This is a genomic window from Kitasatospora sp. GAS1066B, assembly GCF_041262605.1.
GTDB lineage: Bacteria > Actinomycetota > Actinomycetes > Streptomycetales > Streptomycetaceae > Kitasatospora.
On sequence record NZ_JBGCCO010000036.1, the window covers coordinates 1 to 14,656 of the forward strand.

At 68.1% G+C, this 14,656-nt stretch carries 10 protein-coding genes and 2 pseudogenes; 7 read left to right on the top strand and 5 right to left on the bottom strand.

Annotated elements, in window-relative coordinates; all coding sequences use genetic code 11:
* Window positions 1–134: 134 nt before the first annotated feature.
* The 3 genes and pseudogenes from ABH937_RS31355 to ABH937_RS31365 form a co-directional block, all read right to left on the bottom strand.
* Window positions 135–2,744, bottom strand: a complete 2,610-nt coding sequence (locus ABH937_RS31355) for a ricin-type beta-trefoil lectin domain protein (protein ID WP_370220189.1) — start codon at window positions 2,742–2,744, stop codon at window positions 135–137.
* 865 nt (window positions 2,745–3,609) lie between these two features.
* Window positions 3,610–4,929 (bottom strand): annotated as a pseudogene (locus tag ABH937_RS31360) (transposase); the annotation flags it as partial.
* Between the two features lie 19 nt (window positions 4,930–4,948).
* Window positions 4,949–5,967 (bottom strand): annotated as a pseudogene (locus ABH937_RS31365) (IS5 family transposase).
* Between the two features lie 137 nt (window positions 5,968–6,104).
* On the opposite strand from ABH937_RS31365, the gene ABH937_RS31370 reads away from it, so the two are divergent.
* Window positions 6,105–7,355 carry an IS701 family transposase gene (locus ABH937_RS31370; RefSeq protein WP_370220190.1) on the top strand — a complete coding sequence of 417 codons (1,251 nt, stop codon included), beginning with the start codon at window positions 6,105–6,107 and terminating at the stop codon, window positions 7,353–7,355.
* Between the two features lie 204 nt (window positions 7,356–7,559).
* A complete protein-coding gene (locus ABH937_RS31375; RefSeq protein WP_280694720.1) occupies window positions 7,560–7,886 on the top strand; it encodes an antibiotic biosynthesis monooxygenase in 327 nt (108 codons plus the stop codon).
* Window positions 7,887–8,016: 130 nt separating this feature from the next.
* Here the strand turns inward: ABH937_RS31375 and ABH937_RS31380 are convergent, their stop codons facing one another.
* Window positions 8,017–8,730, bottom strand: a complete 714-nt coding sequence (locus ABH937_RS31380; RefSeq protein WP_280694719.1) for a creatininase family protein — start codon at window positions 8,728–8,730, stop codon at window positions 8,017–8,019.
* A 14-nt stretch (window positions 8,731–8,744) separates the two neighbouring features.
* The gene (locus tag ABH937_RS31385) at window positions 8,745–10,031 is read right to left on the bottom strand and encodes a hypothetical protein (protein ID WP_280694718.1); all 1,287 of its coding nucleotides are present in this window, start codon (window positions 10,029–10,031) and stop codon (window positions 8,745–8,747) included.
* A gap of 182 nt (window positions 10,032–10,213) precedes the next feature.
* Between ABH937_RS31385 and ABH937_RS31390 the strand changes: the two genes are divergently transcribed.
* The 5 genes from ABH937_RS31390 (at window position 10,214) to ABH937_RS31410 (ending at window position 14,626) form a co-directional block, all read left to right on the top strand.
* Window positions 10,214–10,660 (top strand): ATP-binding protein, encoded by a 447-nt coding sequence (locus tag ABH937_RS31390; protein ID WP_280694717.1) that lies wholly within the window; start codon window positions 10,214–10,216, stop codon window positions 10,658–10,660.
* 163 nt (window positions 10,661–10,823) lie between these two features.
* Entirely contained in the window at window positions 10,824–11,129 is a 306-nt protein-coding gene (locus ABH937_RS31395; RefSeq protein WP_280694716.1) for a hypothetical protein, read from the top strand.
* A gap of 687 nt (window positions 11,130–11,816) precedes the next feature.
* On the top strand, window positions 11,817–12,269 hold the full coding sequence (locus ABH937_RS31400; RefSeq protein WP_280694715.1) for a DUF397 domain-containing protein: 453 nt from the start codon (window positions 11,817–11,819) through the stop codon (window positions 12,267–12,269).
* 891 nt (window positions 12,270–13,160) lie between these two features.
* Complete coding sequence (locus ABH937_RS31405; RefSeq protein ID WP_280694713.1) at window positions 13,161–13,700, top strand: hypothetical protein; 540 nt, start codon at window positions 13,161–13,163, stop codon at window positions 13,698–13,700.
* Between the two features lie 206 nt (window positions 13,701–13,906).
* On the top strand, window positions 13,907–14,626 hold the full coding sequence (locus ABH937_RS31410) for an ATP/GTP-binding protein (protein ID WP_280694712.1): 720 nt from the start codon (window positions 13,907–13,909) through the stop codon (window positions 14,624–14,626).
* Window positions 14,627–14,656: the final 30 nt, after the last annotated feature.

The following is a 14,656-nucleotide window of genomic DNA, read 5'->3' on the forward strand; positions in this document are numbered from 1 at the left end:
CGCGCGCCGCGCCGGGGGCGCGGGGGGGGGGGGCGCGCCCCCGCGGGGGGGGGGGGGGCCCCGCGGCCCCCGCCCCCCCCGCCCCCCCCCCCCCCCCCCCCCCACCCCCCCCCCCCAAGACTCCGGCGGGCGCCCTACTGGTCTTGGGGGCTGATGAGGTACCAGTGGAGGGCTGCGACGCAGGACATCAGGGTGAAGGCGGCTCCGGCGGCCCTGTTGTTGCCTTCGCCGGCGCATTTGCCGGTGGGAGGGTTGTAGAGGTCGGAGTTCTCTTGCCACTGCTCGGCGGTGTCACCGGAGACGCAGTGGTAGAGGTGGACTGGGTTTCCGTCGTTGCTCTGATTGCTGTAGTTGTCCAGGCAGCGGCCGGGGTTGCTCGGGGTGCCTTCCCGCAGTGTGCCGTCGCCGGGCTGGGTCCACTGGTAGTTGGAGTTGCCGGGGATGCATTCCCATTGCCGTGCGGCTACGGCGTCGCCGGGCAGGTAGTGGTTGAGGCACACGGGCATGGGCGGCTGGGTGATGGCGCTCCCGCTGACGTTCCAGATCTGGCCGATCTCGTCGGTGTAGCAGTCCTGGATGGTCAGGGCGGCGGAGGAGTCTTGGGCGCCGTTGTTGAGGCATTTGCCGCTGGCGGGGTTGTAGAGGGTGCCGTCGGCGCGCGGCTGCCACTGCTGGGCGACTTCCCCGGTGTTGCAGGTGTAGAGCTGGACGTGGTTGCCGTCGCTGGTGTTGCCGCTGAAGTTGTCCAGGCACTGGCCAGTGCTTCCCGGCGGACCCACGCGCACGGTCCCGTCCCCCGGCAGCGTCCACTGCTGGCTGGCCTCGCCTGGCGTGCAGGCTTCCACTGCCAGGGTGTTCGCCGGATGGGCCAGGCAGCTGGGGCCGCTGTTGGTGGCCTGGAGCGTGCTGCCGACGGGATACCAGTTGGTCGTGCTGGCGCAGGGTTCGAGCGTGACGCGGTTGCCAATGCCTGGTTCGTCGTTGTCGTCGACGCACTTGTCGGTGGCTGGGTTGTAGAGGGTGCCGTCGACGCGCAGCTGCCACAGTTGGCTGCTGCCACCCGAGCAGGCCGTGTCCATGATGATCGGGTTCCCGGCCGTGTTGCTGCCGCCGGAGTTCTCCAGGCACCGCCCGGGTGAGCCGTCCCGGACCGTGCCGTCACCGAAAAAGGTCCACTGCTGGTTGGAGTTTCGGGGGATGCACTCCCATGCGCGGGCCGGGGCCCCGTTGCCGGTCAGGTTGTGCTCCAGGCACATCTGCAGAGGCGGCTCGGTGATGGTGCCGGTACCCGCGTCAAAGTTCCATATTTGTCCCGGTTCGTCGGTGTAGCAGTCCTGGATGGTCAGGGCGGCGGAGGAGTCCTGGGCGCCGTTGCTGAGGCATTTGCCGCTGGCGGGGTTGTAGAGGGTGCCGTCGGCGCGCGGCTGCCACTGCTGGGCGACTTCCCCGGTGTTGCAGGTGTAGAGCTGGACGTGGTTGCCGTCGCTGGTGTTGCCGCTGAAGTTGTCCAGGCACTGGCCGGTGCTTCCCGGCGGGCCCACGCGTACGGTCCCGTCCCCCGGCAAGGTCCACACCTGGTCCGTGTCCCCACCCGAGCAGGCCTGTACCGTCAGCCGGCTCTGGCCGTGGTCGAGGCAGCCCGGCATCGAGGCGCCGAGTTCCAGGGCGCCGCCGCTGGTTGGGGGGTCTTGGTACTGGAAGTGGAAGAGTTGGGTGGAGCTCGTTGAGCAGGTCCGCAGGCTCATCCCGGGGCTCGCGCCGGGTGGAGGGGGAGGACCGCCGGAGGGCGCCGTGGTGTCCAGGCACTTGCCGGACCCGATCGGGCTGCCGGTCGGCAGGTTGTAGATCTGCCCGTTAGCGTAGGCCGCCCACTGCTGGGCGCTGGCGCCGTTGCAGGTGTAGAGCTGGATCACGTTCCCGTCGCCAGTACCCCAGGCGTAGTTGTCCAGGCAGTACCCGCCGTTGCTGATCGTGCCGTCGTCGTTCACGGCCCACTGCTGGGTGCTGGACCCGGCGGCACAGGAAGCCAGCCGCAGCCGGGTGCCGGGGCCGACCGGGCCAGAGCCGGGATCCAGATCCAGGCACTGGCCGGGCTGTGTCAGCAGACTGATCTGCCCGACCTGGGCCGAGGCCATCAGGGTCGTGCCGAACTGGACCGCTAGGTGGTCGGAGTAGTTGCCGTAGGTCAGGGCCTGCAGTCCCGCCGTCGTGTCGTTGGTGATCATGTAGTCGAGCTGGGTTCCGGAGGAGGGCCGGGTGACCTGGGGGTCGAAGCGACTGCTCCTTGGCCCCCGGCGCGCCACGGGGTTGACGATGTGCGACCCGACGGGCAGTGTCCCGAAACCGGCGACACCCAGCCGTATGAGGTCGCGGTTGAAGTCGCCCAGGACTGCCCAGTTGCCCACCCCGGCCCCGGTCATCCGATTGCTGATCGCGGTGACCATGTTGGAGGCGTCGTTCCTCGTGGAGTTCGAAGGCCCGCTGCCGGAGTGGACCGTCCACCAAGCCGAACCGTCCGGGTACCGGATCCCGAAGGCGGGCCGGGAACTGGGACTGACACTCTGCGTGGTGTTGTCCCACCGTTGCGGCTGCTGGATCCACACGTTGGTCGCCTGCTGATCGCTGATGATGGCCAGGCCGTTGCGCACGGCGGTACTGCCCGCAGGCGAAGCAGAGGACCGGAGCATCGGCATGAAGTAGATGTAGTAACGCGTGCCGTTGACGTCCCATGTGTATTCGCTCACCACGAACTGCCGAGGCGCTCCGGTAGAGGGATCCGGCGCCGGGTAGGTGATGGTGTTGACGCTGCCGGGAGTCCTCGGGATCGTCCAGGGGCCGGCAACCCAGCTGAGTCCCGTAGCCGTGGCGCCCCGGGGGCGAGATCCCACCTCCTGCATGGCGACCACGTTCAGCGCCGGCCGACGTGGGTCCTGGTTGTGACGGGTGAGCGCGGTGCTGAGGGTCGTACGCAACTGGTTCCAGGCAGTCTGCCCGGCGCTGCCTTGAATGTTCCAGGTCATGGAGTTCAGCGAACCAACGGTCGCGCTCGCAGGCTGCGCCCGGCCCACGCCTACGGCGACCAGCGAACCTGCGACCAGGACTAGTACGGCGACCCGTGAAATCAGCAGCAGCCACCACGCCCTAGGCGGCTGACTGCCGCCTCTCATCTTGAGCACGAACCCTCCTCTACGAGCGGGCGCCGCACCTGGGCTCCCGAAAGGGATTCCGCCCTGCGATTCCCAGCCAGGGCGGCGTCACTGGCATGCTACCGACAAATCGTTTGGTAATTCCCGCTCGGATGGTCACAGAGCAATCAACACCGTGCGTAATAGGCTCTGACCGGTAGTCATCAAGTGGCGGGTTTCGCGCGTAACTCCTCTGGCCTCCTGGCCGAGCCCGCCGTCGCAGCGGTCCTGGGCGTCACCGTCCTCGGTGAACGCCTGCCGGCCGCTTCTTGGTGCGGGCTGGCCGTCCTCGCCCTGGGCCTGGCCATCCTCACTGCTCCCGCGGGCATCGGGCGCCGGGAACGGTAGAGCGCCGGCACTGTTCCGGTCCGGTCCCAGGGTCGGGCCTTGGGACCGGACCGGAGCGGACTGCGGTGCGCCGAAGTCACCCCTCGTCGGTGGCGTCCGGGTCGCGCAGGGGCCGCAGGCCGCCGGTCAGGTCGGGGAGTTGGAAGGAGTACCGGCCGAGCATGTTGATGTGATGGCGGACGAATGGCGACAGGCGGGCCACGTCCTCGTCACGGACGTCGAAGCCGTCCGCCCGAAGCTGCCGAACGGCTGCGTCCATGTAGCGCGTGTTGAAGAGAACCAGGGCGTTGAGGACCAGTCCCAGAGCGCCGATCTGGTCCTCCATGCCGTCCTGGTAACGCTGGTAGAGCTGCCCGGCCTTGCCGTGGAAGATCTTCCGGGCGAGCGCGTGGCGGCCCTCCTGGAGGTTGGCCTGCACCTTGATCTTCCGCCGGTAGGTCGGTTCGTCGGCCAGACGCAGGATGTGCAGGGTCTTGGCGATCCGCCCGTAGTGGGCGATCGCGTCGCCCAGCGGGGTGGGACGGCCGTCGCGTGACAGCATCCGGATCACGTCGTAGGCGCGCACCGCGCCGGTGTGGATGGAGCCGATGATCCGCAGGATGTCCTCCCAGTTCCGCTCGATCCGGACCAGGTCGACCCGGCCGCGGGCCGCGTCCTGGAACGCGCCGTAGTCGGCCGAGCGGTCGATGCGCCACATCTTCCGGTCCGGCAAGTCCGCCAACTGCGGCGCGTAGGTGAACCCCGCCAAGGTCAGGAGCCCGAAGACAATGTCGGAGTACGAGGCGGTATCTGTGACGATCATGTCCGGGCGCTTGCCGCCGTCGCGGTCGTAGAGGACGTCCAGCACGTACAGCGAGTCGCGCGGCGTGCCGGCCACCACCTTCCCTCCGAGCCCGGCCGCCTGGTCGTTGATCATGTTCAACCAGGTGGCGCCGCCCCGCCGTCCGAAGTACTTCGGGTTCGGCCGGGCGTAGACCGAGGGCACCGGCACCACGAACCGCATCCCGTCGACCGAGGCGACCAGGCCGCCGCCCCATGCGCTGGCGAGGGGGATCGCCGCCTGGGTGGCGATCAGCGTGGCGTTGGCGGCCCGGTAGGTCGTCAGCCGCAGATACGTCTGGTCGACGTGGGACAGCCGCCCGTACTTCAGCGCGTCGATGCCGCTGATGACCGGGGTGTAGCCGACGTTGCAGCCGTGCGCCACCAACAGCGCCGCGATGGTGACCGGTAGGTCCCTCAGTCTGGCCTCGCCGCCGGTGACCGAGGTGAACGTCTGGTCCGCGCCGGTCCAGGAGAACACCTCCAGCAGTACCTCGGGCAGGTCGACGCGGGGCAGCATCGCGTTCACCGCGGCCCGCAGCTCCAGCAGCGAGGCAGGTTCGGGCTCCGGCTCTAGGAGCTGTTCGGGGTTCGGATCATGTGGTTGAGGTGAGGTGCTTCAGCCACATGATCGAGCCTCGGAGGTGGAGTGCGGCCTCGAAGCTCTCCTGGCTCTTGTCGTAGCGAGTGGCCACCCCGCGCCAGGTCTTGAGCTTCTGGAAGCAGCGTTCGACGGTGTTCCTCTCCTTGTAGAGCTCGGCGTCGTGGCTGACGGGCCGGCCGCCTCGGCTGCCCTTCTTCTTGCGGTTGGCGGCTTGGTCCCTCTTCTCCGGGATGACGGCCCTGATGCCGCGTTTGCGCAGGTAGGCCCGATTGGCCTTGGAGGAGTAGGCCTTGTCCCCGGCGACTGCGTCCGCTCTGGTGCGCGGGCGGCCGACCGGCCCCGGGACCCTGATCTTCTCCAGCACGGTCCGGAACAGCGGGCAGTCCGCCGCCTGACCGGGTGTCAGGACGAAGGCCAGCGGCAGCCCGGCGGAGTCGACCGCGGCATGGATCTTGCTGCTCAGGCCGCCCCGGGACCGGCCGAGTCCGGCAGCCTTCGCACGGGCTTTGCGGCGACGCCGCGTTGCGGCAGGATCCGCGCCCGCCCGGTCCGCGGCGGCCGTGTCCGCCGGGGCTTGCGGTGCACCACCCGCCACACCGGCGGTTGGCGCGGCAGTGGAGCCCCTTTTTCCTCGGTCAGTGCCTGTTCGAGGGCGTCCAGGGTCTCCCCAGCGACGGCCAGGCCGGACGAGTCCTGGTGCGCGCGCACCACCGTGGAGTCCACGCTCACCAGCTCCAGACCGACCAGCCCACGCCCGGCCGCCTCCGCGATCAACGCGTCCATCAACCCCTGGAACACCCCGGCCCTGGCCCAGTTGCTGAACCGGGAGTACACCGTGGACCAGGGCCCGTACCTCTCTGGGACATCACGCCACCCGGACCCGGTCCGGAAACGCCAGATCACCCCGTTGAACTGATCCCGCACCCGCCGGGGCAACGGCCCCGTAGCCGCGACCGGCAGAAGGGGCTCGATCAGCATCCACTCGGCATCCGTCACATCAAAACGCGCCACACCCGAGTTCTACCAGCAGCCAGCACCACAAAGAGATCCAAACCCCAGACAGCTCCTAGTAGGGCTTGGTCAGGTGTACTCGCTGTGGCGTGTCTTTGTCTCGGCTGGCGCGTTGATGGTGTGTGACACCTGGGGAGATGGCCGAGGTCCGGGAGGATCTGGAGGCGTTCACGGCGGAGATGTTCGAGGCGTTCACGCGCGCGGATCAGCACCGCTGGGGTCAGGCGTATGTGCGCGGGCTGCTGCTGGACGGTCGTCGTAAGTCGGTAGAGCCAATGGCGGCCCGGCTGGGCGAAGACGGCAACCGGCAGGCGCTGGCGCACTTCGTCACCTCCAGCCCATGGAGCCCCGCGCAGGTGCGGGCCCGGCTCGCGTGGCGGATGCACGAGGCCATCAAACCGAGCGCGCTGATCGTCGACGACACCGGCTTCCTGAAGGACGGCGACGCGTCCGCGTGTGTGTCGCGGCAGTACTCCGGCACCGCGGGCAAGGTCACCAACTGCCAGGTCGGGGTCTCGGTACACCTGGCCCGCGACCACGCCTCGACGCCGGTGAACTGGCGCCTGTTCCTGCCCACGTCCTGGGACCCCGCCTCGCCGCAAGCCGACCCGGACAAGGTGGCCCGGCGTGAACGCTGCGGTATCCCGGCCGACTTGGGGCACGTGGAGAAGTGGCAGCTTGCCCTGGACATGATCGACGAGACCCGGTCCTGGGGCGTCGAGGTGCCCCTGGTCCTGGCCGACGCCGGCTACGGCGACACGGTCGCCTTCCGTCTGGGCCTGAACCAGCGTGGCCTGCGCTACGTGGTCGGCATCTCCAGCCGGCCCACCGCCCATCCGGCCGCCGCCCGCCCCATCACCCCGCCCTACAGCGGAACGGGGCGGCCGCCGGTGGCCAAGTACCCGACCCCGGCCCTCAGCGTGAAGTCGCTGGTCATCAAGGCAGGCCGCGGTGCGGCCAAGCCGGTGTCCTGGCGCGAGGGCTCACGCCCCGGCCGGGGCCGCACCGGGTTGAAGCGCATGTACTCGCGGTTCGTGGCCCTGCGGATCCGCCCCGCCGGACGCGAGATCCGCGAGGCCACCGAAGGCATGGAACCGGCCGATTGCTGGCTGCTGGCCGAATGGCCCGCCAACGAGACCGAGCCGGTGCAGTTCTGGCTCTCCGACCTGCCCGCCGACACCCCGCTGACCACCCTGGTCCGCCTGGCCAAGCTTCGCTGGCGCATTGAGCACGACTACCGGGAGATGAAACAGGCCCTGGGACTTGCCCACTTCGAGGGCCGCACCTTCAACGGATGGCACCATCACGTCACCCTCACCTCCCTCGCCCACGCCTTCTGCACCCTGCGGAGGCTGACCCGTGCCCCAAAAGAAGCGACACCGGTCTGAGCCTCTATCAGGTCGTCCGCGAGCTGCAGTTACTCCTCGCCACCTGGGCCGGCGCATGCCCTACCTGCCACCGCGACATACCCACACCCACACGAACCTGACCAAGCCCTACTAGATCTGACTGCACAAGTGATGCCTGCTCGGCACGGGTGATCTGTCCGACGCTCTGCACGCCTGTCCCGGACGCTTGGTGCAGGATGGGGCATGAGCGTAGTCAAGATCAACGTACTGAACGTCCCGGCTGAGCAGCGCGAGACGTTGGAGAAGCGGTTCGCCTCCCGCGCGCACGCGGTCGAGAACTCCGACGGGTTCGAGTGGTTCGAACTCCTCCGCCCGGTCGAAGGCACTGACACCTACCTCGTCTACACGCGCTGGCGCGACGAGGAGTCCTTCCAGGCATGGCTTGAGGGCCCCATGAAGGCGGCGCACCGTGGCGGCGGGAAGGGCGGCGAGCAGCCCAAGCCTGCCGCCTCCGGCTCAACACTCTGGTCGTTCGAGGTCGTTCAGCAGGCCGCTCCCAAGACCGCGTAGGACAGCAAGCGGGCGGCAGCCCGCCGCACGTGCCCCGCGTCCGATCCGGCTGCGGGGTCCGTGCGCGTTCTGGCACACGTATCCGACCGGCCTGCCAAGTGAGAGCTTCGAGTCGACGCTTCGGGCTCGACTACGCCCCGCTGATAAGAGCGAGATGGGCGGCGGCCGACTGGGAAAGGCTGTCCAGCAGGGCTTTGCCCTTGGCAGCCGTTCCCAGAGAGGGCTGACCGATGATGCCGTTCCGGGCGTAGCCGGCCATGCCCAGAGTCAGCAGGTGCGGCCGGTCGGTCGCCAGGTGATCATCGTCGGCGACTCCGCTGCGGACCAACTCCGGTGCACCGTGGAGCAGGATGGATACCTCCAGTTCGCCGCCGTGCATGTCCTCAAGGCCGCTGCTCTCCAGGGCCGCGTGCTCACGTGCCCGGTGCCAGTCCTCGCGGACCGGGAAGAGCGCGAGATTGCGGCCGGTGACATTGGCTTCCTGCACCACGTTGGCGAGCACGTAGTTCCCGCCGTGAGCGTTGACGATGAGCAGACCCGGTACACCGGAGGCCTGGAGCGAGCGCCAGATGTCGTTCACGATCGCGTACAGCGTTGCGGCACTGATGCTGACGGTGCCGGGCATGGACGCGTGTTCATGGGAACAGGCGATGGTGATGGGCGGCAGCAGGAACAGGTCGTAATCGTCGGCGATCCGGCTGGCAATCAGGCTCGCGACAACGGCGTCGGTCGTCAGCGGCAGGTGGTCACCATGCTGCTCGAAGCTGCCGATTGGCAGGACCGCCACCTTAGGGCCACGCTTGCGTTCATCGCCGGAGGTCGCGCTTGTGATCGTTGCATCCATGGAGTCAGCTTCACTCATCGAACTGCCTGAAGGCCATAGGACGCGGCGCTTCGGACGAGCCTGAACCTGGCCCGGAAAGCCGCCACCGACGGGACAGCGGACCACTGGGCCAAGGCACACTCGGCTGCCGCCAACTCACCCATGGCGCGGGCTGATTCAGTGTCGAGAGCGATCGACAGTGCGCGGCCGGCGGCTTCCGCCCCCTGCTCCGGCTTGCCAGCGGTGGCGTAGGCGCGGGCCAGGCGCGAGAGGTAGACCCCGTGGTCGTTGCGGTACACCTGGGGCAGTATCCGCAGCTCGTTTTCGAACGCCTCGGCTGCACGGCTCGGTTCGCCCAGCTCGATCAGGCAGTTGGCGCGCTGCATCTCCACGTAGACCGGTGTGCAGTACGACGTGTCGAGTGCGGCGTCATCAGATGGTGCGTCACCCCCGACTGCTGCGAGCTCGTGCGCCTCATCGAACTTCATCAGCGCGAACCGTGGGTTTCCGAGGAGTGCGTGTCCCTGAGCCTCCTGCTGGAGCGCCAACGCCCGAATGCTCGTGGTGGCCCCCGGCGCGCGCTGGGCCGCCCGCGCCAGTGAAACGGCCCGCTGTGCGTCTCGGCGGGCCGTGGCCTGGTTGCTCTTACGGAACAGGACGTACGCGGCCATCACGTCGTCGCCTGTCTCCTGCGACCACTCCATCGCCCGGTCCGACCAGTGGGTAGCCTGCGAGAAGTCGCCCAAGTCCTGGTAGAGCCACCCCAGGAACTCGGCGATCCGGGCACCGAGTGAGAGAAGATCGTCTCTGGTCGCTCCATCGGTCTGGCCCTGGAGTCGATTGATCACCTGGAGGTGGCGTTCCACAGAGTCGAGTGCATGGCGGGCACCGAGTAAGTTCACCGTCCGGTAGTGGTTGGGCATGAGCGCTCGGATGTGGTCGGTGAAGAACTCCGGGTCAAGGAACGGGTCCGATCCGGCCTCAGCCTCCTCGGACCTCGTTCCGGCGCGCGCTGTGGCGCCATCGGCGGTGGGCCCCTCCCATGCTCGTGCTGCCAGGCCGAGCATGTGCCCGGGGATGAACAGGCCGTCGGCGATCCGCTCGACAAGATCGATCTTCTCGATCTTGCGCTTACCGGCAATGACCTCACCAACGCGACTGGGCGTCAGGTCGCATGATCGCGCGATCACCGAGGGATAGATTCCGGCCTGCTTCAGCAGCCGAAACACAACTCCGAACTCCCTGACTCGGCACGCCGCGATCATCTCGGGATCAGCCAACAGTGCGCGCGGTAGAGCGCGGCGGCGTCCGGTCTCATCCATCGGTGATCACTCCCAGGGCGATCCGATCTCCGGACCATTTCCGGCCAGTTGACTACCAGGGAGTTTACCCACGTTGGGTAATCGCGCGGGGTATATCCCGTGACTGCTGGTTCGTGATCCTGGAGCCAGGCGCCGGAACCGCCGGGGCTGAAGGGTCGAACCAGACATGGGGTGATGCGGCCATGGCCATCGCCGAATCCGAAGTGGACGAGAGATCGACCGTGTTGGACGGGGTCAGCGAGTTCTGGCTACTGCGCAGCGACAGTTCGGCAACGCAGGCGCGGGCGCGGCTGCTGGGATTGCTGCGTAGGACCGAGAGCGGTGAGCGGTTCGTTGAGGCGGGCACGCTGATCGTGACCGAACTGGTGTCGAACGCGGTCAAGCACGGGTCGCGACGCGGGGAGCGGGTGTTCGTTCGACTCGATGTGAGCCCGGCGCGGCTGCGAATCGACGTCCACGACGCCAGCAGGGTGCGTCCGGTCGTGCGGGACGTTGACGCGCTGGAGGAGCACGGGCGGGGGCTGCGCGTGGTCGTGGCGCTGGCCGATGAGTGGGGTTTCGGCTCCCGCCCGTACGGCTTCGGCAAGATCGTCTGGGCGGTCGTGATTCCGGAACGGGGTGGCTGCTGATGGCGCCGCGTTGGGCTGGTCGGGCGAGCGGGACGGAACAGAGGCGCTGCTTCTACTGCGGCGCGGGCATCGCGCGGGCGGCGGCGGTGCGATTCATCCGCGTCGGTGGGCGTCGGCTGGCAGTGCATCAGCACCACCCGAAGCGTTCCGGAGAGGTGGCGTGGTGAGCGGCGAGACGCGAGTTGCGGCGGTCTACGGGCCGGTGACGGTGGAGCTGACTGGCATCACGGAGCCCGCGACGTTCGCGCGGGTGCCGGATGCGCTGGCCGCCGCCTGGGAGTCCGTGAAGGTGCTGCCGCTGAGCAGATTCGAGCGCATCTGGCTGGAGTGCATGCTGATGAGTCCCGACACGGAGCTTCTGACGGTCGAGGGCTTCAAGCGCGATGGGGCGTGGGCACTGTTGTTCAGGTTTGCCGGGTCCCTGCATCAGGTGCGGCTCCGCCCAGCGGCTCACGACACCTCAGGGTGACCGGCGCGGCGTCGTGCGGGGAAGTGCAGTCGCCGTTCGGCGGCCCGGCCACCCTGCCCGCCTCGGGATGAGCTGGGCGCGGTCAGCCCCTACCTTCCCAGGCTGGCCGTGCCCTGGGTCCGGGCGTCTTGTGGTGAGCGCGTCCGGGCCCACCCCTGCCGTGCGCGGGGACAAGTGAAGAGCTGACCGGACCACCCCGCATCCTTGGAGGGCCGTGGGGTGGTCCGGTGGGTGTTAACCCGGGCCGATGGTACCGGGCGCTCGGCATGTCCTCGAACGAGTCGCGCCCGGCCACTTGCTGACCAAGGGAGTTGGTGGGCTGTTGGACTCGGATGGCGACTTCGTCGGGGACCTGGAAGACCTGGCCCCGGACCGATGGCTGTGGCTGCCTGGGGCGGACTATGAGGCGGGCTGGCGGGAGGCGCGCGCCGAAGCAGAGGAGCTGAACGAGATGCTCGCCGAACTGGGCATTGAGCGTGCGCAGTTGAGGGCGATCGCTGACACCGACGCGCAGGGCATGGGCTGGGTGCGGCTGGTCGGGGTGCCGTCCGGGTGGCGGCGGCTGGAACTGCTGCTGACGCTGGCGCGGCAGGATCTGGGCGCGGCGGCGGGCGGCCTGGAGGAGATGGCTTGTCATATGCACGTGTTGGCGCGGGCACTACTCTTTCTCATGTTGAAGGAGGTGCGATGCCCGTCGAGCCCACCCCGCGCCGAAGGCGCCTTGGCACCGAGATCCGGCGCGCCCGCGAAGCGCTGGGTTGGAGCCAGGAGGAAGCCGCTCAGCGGCTCGGCTACAGGGCGCTGTCGACTGTCAGCAAGATCGAGAACGGCTCACAGGGCGTTAAGGTCCAGCAGCTGGCGCACTTCTTCGAGGTCCTCGCTCAAGACCATCGCCAAGGAACTCACATCATGAACAAGAACGACCTCGACCCCGCCTGGCTCACCAACCAGCTCTCCAGAGCCCAGTGGCAGACCGCCAGCAGCGGCGGCAGCACTTGCGTCCAGGTCGCTTTCCTTGATAATGACATCATCGCCATCCGCGACTCCAAGAACCCAGACAAAGCTCCGCATATCTTCGATGACGCCGAGTACGACGCATTCGTCGCGGGCATCATGCGTGGCGAACTGCGCAGATCCTGAAGCTCCCGCCCAGCCGCTGCGCAGCTCGCCCGTACTGGCCAGGCGGACCGCGCTCGCCCTACGCCGAACCCGAAAGCCCCGGTGAACTGCTGACCCCAGTCATGGTCGCCGGGGCCAAGTCGTTCTGGCCGCCACCTGCTTCAACGCTCTGCGTGTCACGGCCCCAGAGCTGCCATCCCACGAGTGCATGCACGTCATCCCAGCGGAGCACGACGAGACCGAGCCTCGCAGGGATCAGTCTTGGGTGGTCGCCGACAAACGCTGCGCCGCTGGCAATCGCTCCCAGCGCCATGGACCGGCCAGTGAGTTGAGTGAGGCGCCGTTGCCGCTGGAGGTCACACGGCCACGCCGGGGGTCGGGGAAGCTCCTGTTTGGCGCAGGTGCGACCGGGGCAACCGTCGGCGCCACCGTGGCTGACACTACGGCGGCCTGAATCAGGCCAGAGGACTCTGCGGTGCCACGATCCAGGCCGCTATTCGACTGAGTATCGCAGGAGTTCTGACTTTCCGTTAGCGATATGGACCCATTTACTGCGGTTTGCGGCAGCGCTGCGTAGGCGCGACACCACAATGAGGTAGGAAAACGGCTCGTTCTCTCGTAGTGTTGCCAGTGTGACGTACGCGCACGGAGGAAGTGAGTCCTGCGTGCGACCGGTCTGACCATAGCCTTCACGGGGGCTGCTGGGACGACAGGTGACGGGTAGCGGCATCAGCCAGTTTGGAACTCGGAACGCGGCCAACCGTCCGTAGACGTTCTCGAGATTCTTCGGCAGCACGCGCACCTTTGGGCCATTGACGACACCTCGGGGGATTGACCGTGCATCACAGGGCTCGCTCTTCTACCTCATCTGCCGGCCTGCGCGCGCTCTCGGCAGCATCCGCAGTTCTCGCGATGGGTGCCCTGCTGACCGCGTGCGAATCGACCGTCAAGAAGCCGGTCGCGCTTCCCTCCGTCTTAACCTCGACTTCCGCGTCCCCCACGCCATCACCATCTCCTGCATCTACAACCGACCCCACCGGCGACGCCGTCAAGCAGGTCCTGGCCGCCTACCAAGGCATGTGGACCGAGGAACTCAAGGAATACGCCCAGGGCACCTCAGACGGTGTCGACGTCGAGCGGTACGCCCAGGACAAGGCGCTCGCCAACGTAAACACTACGGAGTTCTACTACCGCCAGCACGGCATGGTCACCAAGGGCTCACCAACGTTCTCACCGCAGGTCAGCGGTGTCGATCTGGGCAGTGCTCCCCCGCGGGCGATCATCAGGGACTGCATCGACGGCACGCAGTTCTACGCCGTCTACCAGTCGAATGGCCAGCGGGTTCAGCAGGTTGCGGACTCTGGCCGGCATCCACTCAACGCATCTGCCGCCGTCTTCGAAGGCCGCTGGGTCATCATGGACACCAATATCGACAGGACTCAGACATGCTGAGACCGGTCCGCTGGTGGGCAGCCTCGTTGACATTGGCGACGGCGGCGCTCGGAGCCGGTGTGGCCCATGCAGACGGCGGTGTCGATTGCCCGCCCAACGTCACGATCTGCTACGTGGGAGCTGGTGGCGGAGGTGCTACCGGCGGTGGAAGCCCGGGCGGCGGCGGCAACACTGGTGGAGGCGGTGGAGGCAGCAACGCGCCCTGCATGCACGGGGACCAGCAGGTCCCGTGCTCGGACCCGAGGTGGGGCTGGTACAACCCCGCCGACGGCTGCTACTGGGCACTGATCACCCCTCAGCCCGCTGACACCGACCCCGTCTGGGTCTATGCCACCGGTGCGCCTGCCACGCACAAGCCGGGGGATGGACAGCTCTACAACGTGTCCTGCCCCTGGCCGGGAATGGAACTGATGGGCGGCACAACGTTCAGTGCCACTCCCCCGCCCGGCTTTGGCGGCGCGGTGGACCCGGCCGCGCTCGCCTCGCAGATGACCACGCAGATGGGTCTGCTCGGTGCGGATATCGGCACCGCCCCGCGCAAGGGCGGCACGTCGCTGGTCGGCCTGCCGGTATGGCTGTGGAACAACGTCTCCGACTCCACCTGGGGCCCCAAGACGGCCAGCGCGAACGCGCCGGGCATCACGGTGACCGCGACCGCGCACGTGGACCGGATCATCTGGTCGACCGGTGACGGGGCGTCAGTGACCTGCACCGGCCCCGGCGTGAAGTACGCCCCGGCTTTCGGCACGCAGCAGCCCGACTGCGGCCACACCTACACCCAGCCCGGCACCTACACGATCACCGCGACGAGCAAGTGGATCGTGTCGTGGACGGCGACAACCGGCCAGTCCGGGCAGATCCCGGTGGACCGCGTCTCGACCGCCACCGTGCAGATCGCCGAGGCCCAAGCCGTCAACACCCAGTGACGCGGCGCACCTCGACGCCGTGTCCGCCCC

Coding starts and splice junctions, on each gene's coding strand:
- ABH937_RS31405 (WP_280694713.1), top strand. CDS start 13,161: ATGGGTGCCCTGCTGACCGCGTGCGAATCGACCGTCAAGAAGCCGGTC.
- ABH937_RS31375 (WP_280694720.1), top strand. CDS start 7,560: ATGAGCGTAGTCAAGATCAACGTACTGAACGTCCCGGCTGAGCAGCGC.
- ABH937_RS31390 (WP_280694717.1), top strand. CDS start 10,214: ATGGCCATCGCCGAATCCGAAGTGGACGAGAGATCGACCGTGTTGGAC.
- ABH937_RS31380 (WP_280694719.1), bottom strand. CDS start 8,730: ATGGATGCAACGATCACAAGCGCGACCTCCGGCGATGAACGCAAGCGT.
- ABH937_RS31400 (WP_280694715.1), top strand. CDS start 11,817: ATGCCCGTCGAGCCCACCCCGCGCCGAAGGCGCCTTGGCACCGAGATC.
- ABH937_RS31410 (WP_280694712.1), top strand. CDS start 13,907: ATGCACGGGGACCAGCAGGTCCCGTGCTCGGACCCGAGGTGGGGCTGG.
- ABH937_RS31370 (WP_370220190.1), top strand. CDS start 6,105: ATGGCCGAGGTCCGGGAGGATCTGGAGGCGTTCACGGCGGAGATGTTC.
- ABH937_RS31385 (WP_280694718.1), bottom strand. CDS start 10,031: ATGGATGAGACCGGACGCCGCCGCGCTCTACCGCGCGCACTGTTGGCT.